This is a genomic window from Bradyrhizobium sp. UFLA03-84, from assembly GCF_002289535.1.
Classification (GTDB): Bacteria; Pseudomonadota; Alphaproteobacteria; order Rhizobiales; family Xanthobacteraceae; genus Bradyrhizobium; species Bradyrhizobium viridifuturi.
Window position 1 is genome coordinate 527,705 of record NZ_NSJY01000005.1, and the last position, 12,038, is coordinate 539,742.

Annotated in this window: 12 protein-coding genes; 9 read left to right on the forward strand and 3 right to left on the reverse strand. The window is 64.3% G+C overall.

The features are described 5' to 3' along the window. The first annotated feature begins 32 nt into the window (after positions 1-32). Both CK489_RS05285 and CK489_RS05290 read left to right on the forward strand, forming a co-directional pair. The gene (locus CK489_RS05285) at positions 33-1,205 is read left to right on the forward strand and encodes an acetyl-CoA C-acetyltransferase (RefSeq protein WP_050629535.1); all 1,173 of its coding nucleotides are present in this window, start codon (positions 33-35) and stop codon (positions 1,203-1,205) included. A 185-nt stretch (positions 1,206-1,390) separates the two neighbouring features. Beyond that, positions 1,391-2,935, forward strand: a complete 1,545-nt coding sequence (locus CK489_RS05290) for an acyl-CoA synthetase (protein ID WP_198960834.1) — start codon at positions 1,391-1,393, stop codon at positions 2,933-2,935. An 87-nt stretch (positions 2,936-3,022) separates the two neighbouring features. Here the strand turns inward: CK489_RS05290 and CK489_RS05295 are convergent, their stop codons facing one another. Then, positions 3,023-3,493 (reverse strand): hypothetical protein, encoded by a 471-nt coding sequence (locus CK489_RS05295; RefSeq protein ID WP_245350260.1) that lies wholly within the window; start codon positions 3,491-3,493, stop codon positions 3,023-3,025. A gap of 163 nt (positions 3,494-3,656) precedes the next feature. On the opposite strand from CK489_RS05295, the gene CK489_RS05300 reads away from it, so the two are divergent. Together CK489_RS05300 and CK489_RS05305 are read left to right on the forward strand one after the other, a co-directional pair. After that, positions 3,657-4,805: an alpha/beta fold hydrolase gene (locus CK489_RS05300; protein WP_095731535.1), complete on the forward strand. Its 1,149-nt coding sequence runs from the start codon at positions 3,657-3,659 to the stop codon at positions 4,803-4,805. Between the two features lie 106 nt (positions 4,806-4,911). After that, complete coding sequence (locus CK489_RS05305) at positions 4,912-5,289, forward strand: hypothetical protein (RefSeq protein ID WP_095731536.1); 378 nt, start codon at positions 4,912-4,914, stop codon at positions 5,287-5,289. A gap of 74 nt (positions 5,290-5,363) precedes the next feature. Here CK489_RS05305 and CK489_RS05310 read toward each other — a convergent pair whose 3' ends face one another. Next, positions 5,364-6,086, reverse strand: a complete 723-nt coding sequence (locus tag CK489_RS05310) for a hypothetical protein (protein WP_095731537.1) — start codon at positions 6,084-6,086, stop codon at positions 5,364-5,366. Between the two features lie 167 nt (positions 6,087-6,253). On the opposite strand from CK489_RS05310, the gene mbfA reads away from it, so the two are divergent. From mbfA to CK489_RS05335, 5 genes are all read left to right on the forward strand, one after another. Beyond that, positions 6,254-7,225 (forward strand): iron exporter MbfA, encoded by a 972-nt coding sequence (gene mbfA, locus CK489_RS05315; RefSeq protein ID WP_095731538.1) that lies wholly within the window; start codon positions 6,254-6,256, stop codon positions 7,223-7,225. Between the two features lie 16 nt (positions 7,226-7,241). Continuing rightward, complete coding sequence (locus CK489_RS05320) at positions 7,242-8,108, forward strand: hypothetical protein (RefSeq protein WP_128089578.1); 867 nt, start codon at positions 7,242-7,244, stop codon at positions 8,106-8,108. Positions 8,109-8,145: 37 nt separating this feature from the next. Continuing rightward, the gene (locus CK489_RS05325; protein WP_050629530.1) at positions 8,146-8,676 is read left to right on the forward strand and encodes a cytochrome b; all 531 of its coding nucleotides are present in this window, start codon (positions 8,146-8,148) and stop codon (positions 8,674-8,676) included. Positions 8,677-8,758: 82 nt separating this feature from the next. After that, positions 8,759-10,231, forward strand: coding sequence for an amidase (locus CK489_RS05330; protein WP_095731539.1), 1,473 nt, complete (start codon positions 8,759-8,761; stop codon positions 10,229-10,231). A 184-nt stretch (positions 10,232-10,415) separates the two neighbouring features. Beyond that, positions 10,416-10,769 (forward strand): nuclear transport factor 2 family protein, encoded by a 354-nt coding sequence (locus CK489_RS05335; protein ID WP_050629528.1) that lies wholly within the window; start codon positions 10,416-10,418, stop codon positions 10,767-10,769. Between the two features lie 168 nt (positions 10,770-10,937). Here CK489_RS05335 and CK489_RS05340 read toward each other — a convergent pair whose 3' ends face one another. Further along, positions 10,938-12,026, reverse strand: coding sequence for a Zn-dependent alcohol dehydrogenase (locus CK489_RS05340; protein ID WP_050629527.1), 1,089 nt, complete (start codon positions 12,024-12,026; stop codon positions 10,938-10,940). Positions 12,027-12,038 lie beyond the last annotated feature (12 nt).

A 12,038-nucleotide genomic window follows, 5' to 3' on the forward strand; every position in this document is an offset into this window, starting at 1 on the left:
CCACCCCCAAGAAAACCTCAGGGAGATCAGACATGGCCGAGGCATATATCGTCGCCGCCGCTCGCACCGCGGGCGGCCGCAAGGGAGGGCGCCTCGCCGGCTGGCATCCGGCCGATCTGGCCGCGACCGTGCTTGATGCACTGGTCGACCGCACCGGCGTCGACCCGGCGCAGGTCGAGGACGTGATCATGGGCTGCGTGATGCAGACCGGCGAGCAGTCCACCAATATCGCGCGCAATGCGGTGATGGCCTCGAAGCTGCCGGAGAGCGTGCCCGCGACCTCGATCGACCGCCAGTGCGGCTCCTCGCAGCAGGCGCTGCATTTCGCGGCGCAGGCGGTGATGAGCGGCACCATGGACTGCGTGATCGCGGCCGGCGTGGAATCAATGACCCGCGTGCCGATGGGGCTCGCCTCCTCGCTGCCCGCCAAGAACGGCTTCGGCCACTACAAGAGCCCGGGCATCGAGGCGAAGTATCCCAACATCGTGTTCAGCCAGTTCACCGGCGCGGAGATGATGGCCGAGAAGTACGGCCTGTCGAAGGATGAGCTCGACGAATACTCGTACAACAGCCATCAGCGCGCGATTGCGGCCACGCAAGCGGGTCACTTCAAGGACGAGATCGTGCCGGTGAAAATCACCCGCGCCGACGGCTCGACCGACACCCACCATATCGACGAAGGCATCCGCTTCGACGCCAGCCTCGACGGTATCAAGGGCGTCAAGCTGATCGCCGAGAACGGCAAGCTGACTGCGGCCAGCGCCAGCCAGATCTGCGACGGCGCCTCCGGCGTGATGGTCGTCAACGAGAAGGGCCTCAAGGCGCTCGGCGTCAAGCCGATGGCGCGCGTCCACCATCTCACCATGATCGGCGGCGATCCCGTGATCATGCTGGAAGCGCCGCTGCCGGCAACCCAGCGCGCGCTGCAGAAGGCCGGCATGAAGATCGACGATATCGACCTGTTCGAAGTCAACGAAGCCTTCGCCTCGGTGCCGACCGCGTGGCTGAAGACCACCGGCGCCGATCCGGCCCGGCTCAACGTCAATGGCGGCGCGATCGCACTCGGCCATCCGCTCGGCGGATCCGGCACCAAGCTGATGACCACGCTGCTGCATGCCCTGAAGCAGCGCAACAAGCGCTACGGCCTGCAGACCATGTGCGAAGGCGGCGGCATGGCGAACGTGACAATCGTCGAGCGGCTGTAAGAGGCCTCCGCTGAGGCCGTAGCTGCCTCCATGCAAAAGGTGTCGTCCCGGCCTTGAGCCGGGACCCATAACCACAGGTCGATGTGGTTATGCCGGGCTGCGGCCCCAACTCATTTCAACAACACAACACGGTGGTTATGGGTCCCTGCTTTCGCAGGGACGACGCATCACCCGAGGAAACGTCTTTGACCCATCCGTCGATCCACGCGCGCAACCATCCGGACAAGATCGCCTACCAGATGGCGGGCAGCGGCAAGGCTATCACCTATCGCGAGCTCGACGAGCTCTCGAACCAGGGCGCGCATCTGTTTCGCTCGCTCGGCCTGAAGCCCGGCGACCACATCGCGCTCCTGATGGAGAACCGCCTTGCCTTCATGGAGATCTGCTGGGCCGCGCAGCGCTCGGGGCTCTATTACACGGCGATCAGCCGCTACCTCACCGAAGAGGAGATCGCCTACATCATCAAGGATTGTGGGGCGAAGGTGTTCATCACCACGCCGCAATGCGCCGACAAGGTGAAGGGCCTGATCAAGGGCGAGGTGGGCGAACCGCTGTTCTACATGATGGACGAGCCGGCACCGGCCTTCCGCTCCTATGACAAGGAGGCCGCCGCGCAGCCGACCACGCCGGTTGCCGACGAGGTCGCCGGCTACGACATGCTGTATTCCTCCGGCACCACCGGCCGCCCCAAGGGCATCAAGAAGGAGTTCGAAGGCAACCGGATCGACGTGCCGAACCCGTTCCTGCGGATTCTCACCGCCGACATGTGCGGCATGAACGCCGACAGCATCTACCTGTCGCCGGCGCCGCTCTATCACGCGGCTCCGCTGCGCTTCAACATGATGGCGACGGTGCTGGGCGGCACCTCCGTGATCATGGAGCATTTCGACGCTGAGGAGTTCCTGAAGCAGGTCGAGAAGCACAAGGTGACGCAGTCGCAGCTGGTGCCGACCATGTTCGTGCGCATGCTGAAGCTGCCCGACGAGGTGCGCGCCCGCTACAACGTCTCCTCTCTGAAAGGCGCAATTCACGCCGCGGCGCCCTGCCCGGTCGACGTGAAGGCCAAGATGATCGAGTGGTGGGGACCGATCCTGATCGAGTATTACGCCGGCTCCGAAGGCAACGGCGTCACGGTCTCGACCTCGCAGCAATGGCTGACCCACCGCGGCACGGTCGGCCGCGCCGTGGTCGGCAAGGTCAAGATCCTCGACGAGAACGACGAGGAAGCGCCGACCGGGCAGATCGGCCAAGTCTATTTCGCCGACGCGCCTGTGTTCAGCTATCACAACGATCCCGAGAAGACCAAGAAGGCCTACAATGCCAAGGGCTGGTCGACACTCGGCGACGTCGGCTACCTCGACGAAGAGGGCTTCCTTTATCTCACTGACCGCAAGAGCTACATGATCATCTCCGGCGGCGTGAACATCTATCCGCAGGAGACCGAGGACGTGCTGATCACGCATCCCGCGGTGTCCGACGTTGCGGTGTTCGGCGTGCCGAACGAGGAGATGGGCGAAGAGGTCAAGGCCGTGGTGCAGCCGCACGACATCGGCAAGGCCGGCAAGGCGCTCGAAGCCGAGCTGATCGCGTTCTGCCGGCAGCATCTGTCGCCGATCAAATGCCCGAAGAGCATCGACTTCGAGCAGGAGCTGCCGCGCACGCCGACCGGCAAGCTGGTGAAGCGCCATCTGCGCGACCGCTATTGGCCGAAGGCTCCGGCGAAGGCCTAGATCTCCTTATCGTCCCCCTCCAGGGGAAGGTGAAGCGTGCATCGGGGCGGCGCTCGCTCCCCACCTGCGGACTTTGCTGACCCAGACCTACAACTCCGCCGCCGGCTCGCAGGCGGCGGAGGCCGCGGCGCGCAGATGCAGCTGGCCGTGCTTGCCTGACGCCGTGGTGGTCCACTGCGCGTCGATCTGCTGCAAATCTGCCGACAGCTTGCCGCGATGGCTGCCATTGGCCTCGAACGCTCCGCCGTCGTCCGGCGACCGTTCGAAGATCTCGACCTCGAGGTCGGACAGCCGGATGAACATCTCCACGCCGATCTTGGTCACGTGACGGCCGACCTCATATGAACCGCAGCCGCGCGCCTCCGCATTCTGCTCGTTCAGGGCCTTGATCTTGTCGAAGGTGATGACGACGTTCTGCACCGTGTTGTCACCGTCCCACAGGAACTCGCCGATATAGGCCCGCGGCAGCTTCTCGGTCAGCTGCTTGATGTCGGCGGCGCGTACGGCCGACATCAGCACCAGGCTTGCAGCCGCGACCGTCAGACCGAGGCGCGCCATCCCGCCGGGCAGCCTTGCAGTCCCTCTTGCAATCCTCTTTGCAATTCTCGCATGGCGCATGCGGTAGGCACCCCCTGGGCAAAGTTGCTATCGTCACAACAATGACCGCCAGCATACAGCCAAATGCGCTGGTTGTGCGGCGATGCCCAACAGGTGATCCCAGATGGAAGCCCTCCCCGACGTCCCGCTGCCTTCCACCATCCGCTCGCGTTATGTCGACGGGATCAACGGCCTCAACATGCATGTGCTGGAATCCGGCTTCGAGACGTCAGGCCGGCCCTGTCTGCTATTGCTGCACGGCTTTCCGGAGCTGGCGTTTTCCTGGCGCAAGGTGATGCCTGTCCTCGCCGCCGCCGGCTATCACGTGATCGCGCCGGACCAGCGCGGCTATGGCCGCACGACCGGCTGGAGCGCGGAATATGACGGCGATCTCGCCGCCTTTCGCCTGCCCAATCTGGTGCGCGATGCGCTCGGACTGGTCGCGGCGTTCGGCTACCAGCACGTCGATGCGGTGATCGGGCATGATTTCGGCTCGTCTGTTGCCGCGTGGTGCGCGCTGATCCGCCCCGACGTGTTCCGCGCCGTCATGATGATGAGCGCGCCGTTCGCGGGTCCGCCGTCACTGCCGTTCAACATCGCCAACGAACCGGCGAAGCCCGCGACTGAGGACCCCGTGCATCGCGACCTCGCCGCGCTGCCGCGTCCGCGCAAGCATTACCAATGGTACTATTCGACTCGACCGGCCAATGCCGACATGCATCACGCGCCGCAGGGCGTGCACGATTTCCTGCGCGCCTACTACCATCACAAGAGCGCGGACTGGAAAGACAACACGCCGTATCCGCTGCAGTCATGGTCCGCAGGTGAACTGGCAAAACTGCCGACCTATTACGTGATGGATCTCGCCAAGGACATGGCCGCGACGGTCGCCGAGGAGATGCCGTCGCGCGAGGCGATCGCCGTCAACACCTGGCTGCCCGATCGCGAGCTCGCCTACTACAGCGCGGAATATCGGCGCACGGGATTCCAGGGCGGGCTGCAATGGTATCGCTGCGGCACATCAGGCGCATTCACGGCGGAATTGCAGACCTGGAGCGGCCGTAGCATCGACCAGCCATCCGCCTTCATCTCCGGCAAACAGGATTGGGGGACCTATCAACGGCCCGGCGTATTCGAGGCGATGCAGACGAAGGCCTGTACCAAAATGATCGGCTGTCATCTGGTCGACGGCGCCGGCCACTGGGTGCAGCAGGAGCAGCCGGACGAGGTGAGCCGGCTGCTGCTCCAGTTCCTCGCGCGTGCGGCGCAATAGCGAGTTGACGCTTAGGGAAATGCTCCGGAAATTTCCGGGAACATTCCCTGGAACCTGGCGTTGCAGTCAGCCGGTCTTGTCCGGCAGACCGATCTGGAGGAGGACTATGGAAAAGAAGATTGCCGGACTGTTGGGAGCTGTCGCATCGCTAGGCGCGCTCGGGGTCGCGCAAGCTGCGCCGGCACCCGCGCCGACTGACGTGTTACAGGCGAACTCCTACGCGGAATTGCTGGCGCCGATCACCAACGCCTCGGCAAAACTGCAAGCCCTGGACGAGGCGACGCCTCCTCCGGCACGCGAGACCGTCCAGCTCGCGCAGTTCTATCACCACCACCATCATCACCATCACCACCACCATGGCTACCATCGCGGCTATGATCGTGGCTACGGACCTCCGGTCATCGTGGTGCCGCGCTATCGGCGATACCATCACCATCATCACCACCACCATCATCACCACAGCTTCTATCGGCGCGACTACTGAGCCGCGGCGGTTGGGCGACGCGACAACGGGGCCTGCGGGCCCCGTTGGTTTACCTGCAATGATGCGACGACGCCTCAGTCTCCTCGCGCCTTCTCCTTGGCGGCGCGGTGGAGATGGCGATAGGTGCCGTCGAACACCGTGTCGGTCGACGAGGTCCATTCGGTGCCGGCGGCCAGTTTGGGCCGATTGCTGTAGATGCGGCGCGCCTGCAATTCGCGCTCGGCGGCTTCCTCCTCGCCCATCGGCTCGAGCTGAAAGTTCGCCTCATCCGGGATCACGATGATCTGCGCGAACGGCTCGTTCGGCCGGAAGATGTGCGTGCGCCCTTCGGCCGGCGCCTTGAACACGCAGAAGAACATCATCGGCCACCAGTTGCGGATCAGCGCCGGAACGGCGATTGGCACGGTGTCGGTGCGGTCGGTGTAGAAGCGCGGATGCGGCTCGGTGCGGACCGCCATGCCCTGCTCGACCTTGAGATCGAGCAGGATCTGGTAGGTGTAGAATGTGTCGCCGAAATTCCGGAATGGCGGCCACTGCACGCCGCTGTCGGGCGGCTCGCCCCAATCCGCATCAAGATGCAAACGGCCGTCACGCGTGGTGACGTGCAGTTCGAAGGCGTAGGGGTAGAACAGCTCGATCCCGTATTGCGCGCCCTCCGAGAACGGTACGCAATGCCAGACCTGCTCACGTGAACCGTCGGTGCGCGGTTCACGTGTGCCCGACCAGCCCGGAATCTCGAGCTTGGTCCGCCGCGGCGCCAGGCGCGCGTCGTTCAGGCGATATTTGACGGTCGTCATTGCGTCCCCCGGTCATGAGCAGCAGGAACTCGAACGGGCAAGGGATCACCCGGTTCCCGTGATCGTGATCACAAACGGTACGACGAAACGGCGTCCGGATTGACCCGAACCGCCCCACGCAATATTAGAATTATTCTAATTCTAAACTCACTGAAGAAGGCGCTGCCGTGAAGAATTTCGCCGATCTGACCGAGCGCGAGGTGCTGGCGGTCGCGATTGCCTCCGAGGAGGAGGACAGCCGCATCTACATGTCCTTCGCCGAGGACCTCGCCAGCCGCTATCCGGATACCGCAAAGATCTTCGAGGAGATGGCGGAGGAGGAGCGCGGCCACCGCCACCGGCTGCTCGAAACCTACGAGCAGCGCTTCGGCGCGCATCTGCCGCCGATCCGGCGCGAGGACGTCAAAGGCTTCCTGCGCCGGCGACCGATCTGGCTGACCAAGAATTTGCCGCTCGACACCATCCGCAAGGAAGTCGAGACCATGGAGCTGGAGGCCGAGCGCTTCTACGCCAAGGCCGCCGAGAAGGCCGAGGATACCGGCGTACGCCGCCTGCTCGGCGATCTCGCCGAGGAGGAGAAGGGCCACGAGAAACTCGCGGTCAAGCTGACCGGCGACATCCTCAAGCCCGATGTGCGCGCCGAGGAAGACCGCACCCGGCGGCGGATGTTCGTGCTGCAATATGTGCAGCCGGGCCTCGCCGGACTGATGGACGGCTCGGTCTCGACGCTCGCGCCACTATTCGCTGCCGCTTTCGCCACCCATCATAACTGGCAGACGTTCCTGGTCGGCCTCGCCGCCTCGATCGGTGCCGGCATCAGCATGGGCTTTGCCGAGGCGTTGTCCGATGACGGCTCGCTGACCGGCCGCGGCTCGCCCTGGCTGCGCGGCATGACCTGCGGATTGATGACGACGCTCGGCGGTCTCGGCCACACCATCCCCTATCTCGTTCCCGATTCGTGGGCGAATGCGTTCTGGATCGCGACCGCGATCGCCGGGATCGTGGTGTTCTTCGAATTGTGGGCGATCGCCTTCATCCGCTCGCGCTACATGGACACACCATTCCTGCAGGCGGTGTTCCAGATCGTGCTGGGCGGCGCGATCGTGCTCGCGGTCGGCATATTGATCGGCGCGGCATAGGACGGCGAGGTCACCGATGCGATCCCGACACCAATATCGAGATACTGCCGGCGCGGCGCTGCTTGCGCTCGCTGCGGTCGGATACAGCAGCCAGGCACAAGCAACCGACGAAATCCAGGTCTACAACGCCGGGATCGCGGCGGTCGGCCAGCTCACCGTCCAGCAGCATCTCAACTATGTCGGCATCGGCCAGAAGGACCCGCCCTTTCCCGGCGGTTTTCCGTCCAACCACAGCCTCAACGGCACGCCGGAATTTGCCTATGGCATGACGGATTGGTGGGAGCTCGGGCTCTATCTGCCGTTTGCCGTGCAGGACCGGCAGTTCCTGTCCGACGCCTTCAAGCTGCGCACGCTGTTCGTCTCGCCCAACGCCGATAACCGCAATTTGTTCTACGGCATCAATTTCGAGCTCAGCTACGAGATGCCGAAATTCGCGCAGACCCGCTGGGGTCTCGAGATCCGGCCGATCGTCGGCGTGCGCAATGCGGACTATGAATTCATCGTCAACCCGATCGTCGATATCGGCTTCGGCCGATATGGCGAGGCGGATTTCGCGCCTGCCGCACGCGTGGCGCGCAAGCTGAAGGACGATCTGTATGTCGGGCTCGAATACTATGCCGATTTCGGCAAAATCGGCAATTTCGGCCCCCTCGCCGAACAGCAGCATACCTTGTTCGCAGTGACCGACTTCAAGGTGGGTGACGTCGACATCGATTTCGGCGTCGGCTACGGCCTGACCCGCGCATCCGACCGGTTCGTCGTCAAGACCATCATTGGTTATGCCTTTCCAGTGCCCGGAGCGAAGCAGGACAGCCAGCGCGCCAGCGCGAGCGGAGCCATCAATCCGATGGCGCATCTGTCGGCGCGCAGCACGCCGTATTAGACTGTCCGGACGGCTTCAGAATCGGCTTGAGGAGTCCATGACCGACCGTCCGCACTACGGCACCACCGCGAAGCTGCTGCATTGGGTGATCGTCGCCCTGCTGGCCGTGCAATATCCGATTGGCTGGCTGATGCCGGACATTCATCGCGGCCAGGCGCCTGGCGCCGCCATGACCTTTCACATTTCGTTCGGCATCATCATCCTGGTTCTGATCTTGGTTCGGTTCATCTGGAGATTGACACATCCGGTTGCGCCGGAGAGTACGCTTCCGGCCTGGCAACGGCTGAGCTCGGAAGCCGTACACTGGATGCTCTATGTTCTTGTGCTGGCAACGACCGTCAGCGGCTGGCTGTTTGCATCATTTCGCGGCTGGACCGTCTCGTTTCTATACATGATGCCGCTGCCTATGCTGGCCTCGGACAATGCGGCGGCAGGGAAGGCGATCGATGGCCTGCATCAGGCCGCTGAATGGTCCCTTCTCGTGCTGATCTGCCTCCACGTCGCGACAGCGCTAGTGCACCTATTGATCTACCGCGACCGCATCATGCAGCGTATGCTCCCGGGCTAGGTTGTCGGCGCAATCGCGATCAAGCCGGCCTTGCCCGACTGCTCCATTCTGCGCATGATCCGCCAAAATCAGGGAGCACGCCGTGGCCAAATCGCAATGGAGTTTCAAGACCGCCGTCGAATTGTCGGAGGCGCTGCGCAACAAGCAGGTTTCGGCCGTGGAGCTCGCGGAGGATGCGATCGGCCGCATCGAGCGCCATGACGGCAAGGTCAACGCGGTCTGCGTGCGCGATTTCGAGCGCGGCCTCGCTGCCGCCCGTGCCGCCGATGCCGCAATCGCGCGCGGCGAGCACAGGCCGCTGCTCGGCATTCCCATGACGGTGAAGGAATCCTTCAACGTCGCCGGATTGCCGACCACCTGGGGCTTCCCGCCGCACAAGGATTTTACGCCGACCGAGGACGCGCTCGCGATCACGCGGGTGAAAGATGCCGGCGGCGTGATCCTCGGCAAGACCAACGTGCCGGTCGGGCTCGCCGACTGGCAGAGCTATAACGAGATCTACGGCACCACCAACAACCCCTACGACCTCGGCCGCACGCCGGGCGGCTCCTCCGGCGGATCGGCGGCGGCACTTGCCGCGGGCTACGGCGCGCTGTCGCTCGGCTCCGACATCGGCGGCTCACTGCGCGTGCCCGGCTTCCACTGCGGCATCTATGCGCATAAGCCGACCTTCAATCTGCTGGCGTCGCGCGGCCACACCGCACCGCCGGCGCCGCCGATCATCTACGAGCGCGACCTTGCGGTGATTGGCCCGATGGCGCGCGGCGCGGCCGACCTGTCGCTGCTGCTCGACGTGATGGCCGGCCCCGATCCGCTCGATGCCGGCAAGGCCTACAAGCTCGAACTGCCGGCGGCACGGCATACCAACTTGAAGGATTTCCGCGTCCTGGTCATCGACACCGATCCGATGCTGCCGACCGACAGAGCGGTTCGTGGCAGCATCGACAAGCTCGCCAGCAATCTCGACAAGGCCGGCGCTAAGGTATCGCGTTCGAGCCCGCTGCTGCCGGATTTCGCGACGTCCTCGCGGCTTTATATGCGGATGCTGCTGTCGTTCCTTGCGGCGTCCTTCCCGCCGGAGGTCTATGCCGGCGCCTGCGCCGCAGCGGCCACGCTGCCTGTCAGCGACAACAGCCTGCAGGCCGAGCGGCTCCGCGGTATCGCGCTCAGCCATCGCGACTGGGTGCAGGCGACCTACGCCCGCTCGCGACTGCGCGCGCAATGGCGCGAGCTGTTCAAATCGTTTGACACGGTGATCTGCCCGATCATGCCGACGCCGGCCTATCCGCACGATCACGCGCCCGACCAGGAGCAGCGGCGGATTTCGATCGATGGCGAGCCGCACGTCTACACCGATCAGCTCGCCTGGCCCGGTATCGCGACCCTGCCCGGCCTGCCCTCCACCGCGATCCCGACCGGCTTTGCGCCCGACGGATTGCCGGTGGGCGTGCAGATCGTCGGCCCCATGCTGGAGGACCGCACGCCGCTGAAGCTCGCCGAGCTGATCGAGCGCGAGTTCGGCGGCTTCGCGCCGCCGAAGATGTTCAACGATTGAGTGACGCGCGCCGTCATTGCGAGCGAAGCGACTTGTCCGCCGAAGCCTTTGGCGAAGGCGGAAGCAATCCATATATCCGCACATGCGGAGGCATGGATTGCTTCGTCGCCGAGCCTGTCATCGGGCGCGCGTTCGCGCGACCCGTTGGCGCCTCGTAATGTCGAAGGGACCAGGGAGGAAACCAATGAGCAACGACCTCGAAGAGCTGACGAAACTCAACAAGGACTACGTCGACTCGGTGCAGAACTGCGACGTCAAGCGCTTCGATGAAATCCTGGCGCAGGACTTCTACTGCTCCAATCCCGACAAGAGCCTGGTCGACCGCGCCGCCTTCCTGAAGCAGACGGCGATCCCGGTGAAGATCAAGGGCCTGAAGGCCGAGGACGTCAAGATCCGCATCCTCGGCGATTTCGCCATCATCCACGCCCGCACGAGCTACACCACCGCGGACGGCGAACAGGCCTATGGCCGCTACACCGATTGCTGGGCGAGGCAGAACGGGAAATGGCTCGCGGTGTCCGCGCACGTCGCGCGGTGAACCCGATCACAATCTCAACCGTCGTCCCGGCGAAAGCCGGGACCCATAACCACTGCTGCTTTGGTGAGCAAGGAAAGTCGGCCGCCCCCTGTGTCCAAAGCGCAGCCACGGCGTATCGGTCCCGGCTCACGTGCGCAACTGCGCGACTAGAGCCGGGACGACACAATCTCAGCTATCGAACATGATCACGCTGCGCAGCGTCTTGCCGGCTTTCATGTTGGCAAAGCCCTCGTTGATCTCGCTGAGCTTCAGCTTGGCCGAGATCCAATCTTCCAGATGCAGCCTGCCACGCATGTAGAAGTCGACGAGGCGCGGCATGTCGACACGGAAGTGGTTGGAGCCCATCGACGAACCCTGGATGCGGCGCTCGCGCAGGAAGTCGAAGCCGTGCAGCTCGATCTTCTGGCCGAACGGGATCATGCCGACGATGGTCGCGGTGCCGCCCGCGGCCAGCATGGCAAAGGCCTGCTCGGCGGTGTCCTTGCGGCCGAGCACCTCGAAGGAGTGCTGCACGCCGCCGCCGGTGATCTCGCGCACCTGCTGGACCACGTCGCCGCGGGCCGGGTCGACGATGTCGGTGGCGCCGAGCTTGGTCGCAAGCTGCAGCTTGGCCGGGTTGGTGTCGATGGCGATGATGCGGCCAGCGCCGGCGATCTGCGCGCCGTTGATCGCGGCCATGCCGACGCCGCCGCAGCCGATCACGGCCACGGTCTCGCCGGCGGTCACCTTCGCGGTGTTCACCACCGCGCCGTAGCCGGTGATGACGCCGCAGCCGATCAGTGCGGCGAGATCGAGCGGCATCTCCTTCTTGATCTTGACGATGGCATTCTCGTGCACCAGCATCTGCTCGGCGAACGACGACAGATTGAGGAACTGGTTGAGCTTCTCCTTCCGGCCCCAGGACAGCCGATTGGAGGCGCCGGGAAGCATCTTCACCGTGGTGTCGGTGCAGAGCACGGTGCGGCCGGTGGTGCAGTTGTCGCAGGTGCCGCAGAACACCGACAGACAAGTCACGACGTGATCGCCGGGCTTCACGTAATTGACGTCGGAGCCGACCTTCTCGACCACGCCGGCCGATTCATGGCCGAGGACCGCAGGCAGCGGATGCGGATAAAGCCCTTCCATGAAATGCAGGTCGGAATGACAGAGGCCCGCGACCGCGGTGCGGATCAGGACCTCGCGCGGCCCCGGATTGGGCACGCTGACATCCTCGATCACCAGCGGCTGATTGACTTCATGCAGGACGGCGGCCTTCATCGGGGTCTCCCT

Coding starts and splice junctions, on each gene's coding strand:
- CK489_RS05285 (WP_050629535.1), top strand. CDS start 33: ATGGCCGAGGCATATATCGTCGCCGCCGCTCGCACCGCGGGCGGCCGC.
- CK489_RS05295 (WP_245350260.1), bottom strand. CDS start 3,493: ATGGCGCGCCTCGGTCTGACGGTCGCGGCTGCAAGCCTGGTGCTGATG.
- CK489_RS05325 (WP_050629530.1), top strand. CDS start 8,146: ATGACCGACCGTCCGCACTACGGCACCACCGCGAAGCTGCTGCATTGG.
- CK489_RS05320 (WP_128089578.1), top strand. CDS start 7,242: ATGCGATCCCGACACCAATATCGAGATACTGCCGGCGCGGCGCTGCTT.
- CK489_RS05340 (WP_050629527.1), bottom strand. CDS start 12,026: ATGAAGGCCGCCGTCCTGCATGAAGTCAATCAGCCGCTGGTGATCGAG.
- CK489_RS05335 (WP_050629528.1), top strand. CDS start 10,416: ATGAGCAACGACCTCGAAGAGCTGACGAAACTCAACAAGGACTACGTC.
- CK489_RS05310 (WP_095731537.1), bottom strand. CDS start 6,086: ATGACGACCGTCAAATATCGCCTGAACGACGCGCGCCTGGCGCCGCGG.
- CK489_RS05300 (WP_095731535.1), top strand. CDS start 3,657: ATGGAAGCCCTCCCCGACGTCCCGCTGCCTTCCACCATCCGCTCGCGT.
- CK489_RS05305 (WP_095731536.1), top strand. CDS start 4,912: ATGGAAAAGAAGATTGCCGGACTGTTGGGAGCTGTCGCATCGCTAGGC.